Annotated in this window: 3 protein-coding genes; all 3 read left to right on the top strand. The window is 70.9% G+C overall.

From position 1 onward, the window contains the following. Window positions 1-143 precede the first annotated feature (143 nt). From istA to M8542_RS49690, 3 genes are read left to right on the top strand one after another with little or no spacing between them, the layout of a single operon-like run. Complete coding sequence (gene istA, locus M8542_RS49700) at window positions 144-1,499, top strand: IS21 family transposase (RefSeq protein ID WP_257927441.1); 1,356 nt, start codon at window positions 144-146, stop codon at window positions 1,497-1,499. Between the two features lie 31 nt (window positions 1,500-1,530). Then, window positions 1,531-2,319 (top strand): IS21-like element helper ATPase IstB, encoded by a 789-nt coding sequence (gene istB, locus M8542_RS49695; RefSeq protein ID WP_020661064.1) that lies wholly within the window; start codon window positions 1,531-1,533, stop codon window positions 2,317-2,319. After that, window positions 2,309-2,686, top strand: a complete 378-nt coding sequence (locus M8542_RS49690) for a hypothetical protein (protein ID WP_257927440.1) — start codon at window positions 2,309-2,311, stop codon at window positions 2,684-2,686. Before istB ends, M8542_RS49690 begins: the two co-directional genes overlap by 11 nt. Window positions 2,687-2,760 lie beyond the last annotated feature (74 nt).

The raw sequence follows: 2,760 nt of genomic DNA, 5'->3' as shown, positions 1-2,760 counted from the left end.
TGATGGTGCTCTCTGAATAGGGCCAGTCCTGCTCTCTGAAATTCCCCAGTTGGGGTGTCCTGTCGGCGCGTCGTTTGCGCTGGTCAGCGGCCTCGGGGTGACGGTTTCGGTGTTGATCACCGTGACCGTTGCCGGAGGCGTGGATGCTCACTCTGGAGGAAGACGTGGAGGCGCAGGCGCTGCGTGCTCAAGGCTGGTCGGTCTCGGCGATCGCCCGACATCTCGGACGCGACCGCAAGACCATCCGCCGCTACCTGGCCGGCGACGTGGTGCCGGGCAGACGCCGGCCGACGGGGCCGGACCCGTTCGAGCCGTTCGTGGCCTACTGCCGGGCCCGGCTGGCCGACGACCCGCATCTGTGGGCGGCGACGCTGCTGGACGAGATCGCCGAGCTCGGCTACCAGGGCGGATACTCGACGTTCACCCGCGCGCTGCGCCGCTATCAGCTGCGCCCGCACTGCGAGCCTTGCCGGGTGGCCCGCGGCCGGGACGTCGCGATCATCACTCACCCGCCGGGTGAGGAGACTCAGTGGGATTGGCTGGAGCTGCCGGACCCGCCGGTGAGCTGGGGCGCCGGGAAGCAGGCGCATTTGCTGGTCGGTGCGCTGGCGCACTCGAGCAAGTGGCGCGGGGTCCTGGCCGATGCCGAGGATTTCCCGCACCTGGTCGAGGCCCTCGATGCGGTGGTTCGCCGGCTGGGCGGGGTGACCCAGGTCTGGCGGTTCGACCGGATGGCCACGGTCTGCCATCCCGCCTCCGGCCGGATCACCGCCGCGTTTGCGCAGGTCGCGAAGCACTATGGAGTCCGGTCGGTGACGTGTCCGCCGCGGCGCGGGAACCGCAAGGGCGTGGTCGAGAAGGCCAACCACTCGGCCGCGCAGCGCTGGTGGCGCACCCTCGGCGACGACGTCACGATCGACGAGGCCCAGGCCGGGCTGGACCGGCTCGCGACCAAGCTCGACAGTCGCCGCCGGGTCATCGACGGCGAACGCACCACCGTCGCCGCCCTGGCCGCGGCCGAGCGGCTGCACGCGCCGCCGCTGGTCGCGTTCCCAGCCGAGTTCGACCTCGGTCGGATCGTCACGCCGCAGGCGCTGGTGTCCTTCCGCGGCAACGCCTACTCCGTCCCGCCCGGGCTGGGCGGCGCGCAGGTTCAGGTCCGCCACCGGCTTGGCGCGGACATGTTGCGGATCGTCACCGAGGGCGGCGCGACCGTCGCGGTTCACAGCCGGGCCCCGGACGGGGCGGGTCGGGTGATCCGCGACGACGGGCATGTGATCGCGCTCGAACACGCCGCGATGGGCGCGTTCAGCCACGAGCGGCCCTGCACCCACAAGACGCGCCGGCCGCCGTCGGCGGCGGCGTTGGCCGAAGCAGCACGACTGCGCGGCCTGCCCGCGACGGGGCCCGCGGCCCACGTCGTGATCGACCTGGCCACCTACGCCGCCACCGCGGCGAAGCTGGGCAGTGCACCCACCTATGAGTCCGAGGAGGACTGATCACTTGTCCGGAAACCGTTCAGGGCCACAGATGAGCGAGGCCCGCCGCTATCAGCAACTCCGTTCGCACTTCTCCTACCTCAAGCTGGACAACGCCGCCGAAGCCCTGCCCCGGATCCTCGATCAGGCCCGCGCGGAGAACCTGTCGATGACCGCTGCGCTGGAGCGGCTGCTGGAGATCGAGGTCAACGCCACCGAAGAACGCCGGCTGGCCGGCCGGTTGCGGTTCGCCTGCCTGCCCGATCCCTGGACCCTGGCGGACTTCGACTTCGCCGCCCAGCCCGGGGTCGACGAGAAACTCATCCGCGACCTGGCCACCCTCCGCTTTCTCGACGACGCGTCGAACGTGTTGTTCGTCGGGCCGCCCGGGGTCGGCAAGACGATGCTGGCCACCGCGCTCGCGCGCGGGACGGCCGAGGCCGGGAACCGGGTCTACTTCACCACCGCGGCCGACCTCGCCGCCCGCTGCCACAAGGCCGCAGTCGAAGGCCGCTGGGCCACCTGCATGCGGTTCTTCGCCGGCCCGAAACTGCTCGTGATCGACGAACTGGGCTATCTGCCGTTACCCGGCGACGGGGCCTCAGCCTTGTTCCAGGTGATCAACCAGCGTTACCTCAAGTCGTCCACGATCCTGACAACGAACGTCGGGATTGCTGACTGGGCAACGGCTTTCGGCGACGCGACTGTCGCGGCGGCGATGCTGGACCGGTTGCTGCACCGCGCGACCGTGGTCGGCATCGACGGCCCGTCTTACCGGTTGCGGTCGCATCAGTCTACATCGGACAAGCTGCGGAAGGCGGTGAACGCGCATGTCTCCTGACCCGCGCGACCCGGACTACAACGCGACCCGCAAGACCTGCCCGATCTGCTGGGAGCAGTTCGTCGCGACCGGCCGGCAGGCCAAGACCCGGCTCTACTGCTCGCGCCAGTGCAAACACACCGCGGCCGCCCGCCGGGAGGTCGAGCGCACCACACCCGCAGCCAGCACCGCCAGGTCCTTCGGGACACCGCCTCCGGCGGCGACCCCGCCGGCGCCTGCGGCGCCGCTGCCGCACATCGCGGCCCAGCGAGACTGCCCGCACTGCGGCGGCCCGGTCACCATCGTCGCGCTGCTCACCACACCCGAAGCCGCCCGGCCGCAGATGCCCGTCGCGGCACCCGACGGAGTGATCCCGCTCCGCCGCTGACACCGGTTACGCTGCACTCCTCAGCTGGCCCATTTCGGAGAGCATGGCTGGCCCATCTCGGAGAGCGCCATCAG

The sequence above is a fragment of the Amycolatopsis iheyensis genome (assembly GCF_024703995.1).
Lineage (GTDB): Bacteria > Actinomycetota > Actinomycetes > Mycobacteriales > Pseudonocardiaceae > Amycolatopsis > Amycolatopsis iheyensis.
The sequence above is the reverse complement of the archived record's forward strand: the minus strand, read 5'-3'. Positions and strand labels throughout refer to the sequence as shown.